The organism is Vibrio sp. 378, from assembly GCF_033339435.1.
In genome coordinates, this window is record NZ_JAWOUO010001303.1 from 1 (window position 1) to 500 (window position 500).

Genomic DNA, 500 nt, shown 5'->3' on the forward strand with positions numbered 1-500 from the left:
GATTCAGAAGAAAAACAATCTGAAAGATTCAACTAAGAAACTAGAAGCTCGTGCGGTAAATGCTGACGACGTAGATTCTCTTGTTGCTTTGATTGAAGAAGTGAAACCGGACCTAGTCATCAACGCGGGTCCTCCTTGGGTAAACATGCCAATCATGGAAGCGTGTTACCGAGCAAAAGTTTCATACCTAGATACATCAGTCGCGGTTGACCTATGTTCAGAAGGTCAGCAAGTCCCTGAAGCTTACGATTGGCAATGGGGCTACCGTGAGAAGTTCGAAGAAGCGGGCATCACTGGCATCCTAGGCGCTGGTTTCGATCCAGGTGTAGTTTCTGTGTTTGCAGCATACGCAGTAAAACACCTGTTCGACGAGATCGACACAATCGCCGTGATGGATGTAAACGCGGGTGATCACGGTAAGAAGTTTGCAACGAACTTTGACCCAGAAACCAATATGTTAGAGATCCAAGGTGACTCTTTCTACTGGGAAAATGGCGAGT

At 46.6% G+C, this 500-nt stretch carries 1 protein-coding gene; it reads left to right on the forward strand.

Annotated elements, in window-relative coordinates; translation table 11 throughout:
- The coding region (locus R7Q48_RS31690; protein ID WP_318134442.1) for a saccharopine dehydrogenase family protein at positions 1–500 on the forward strand (500 nt) is incomplete at both ends.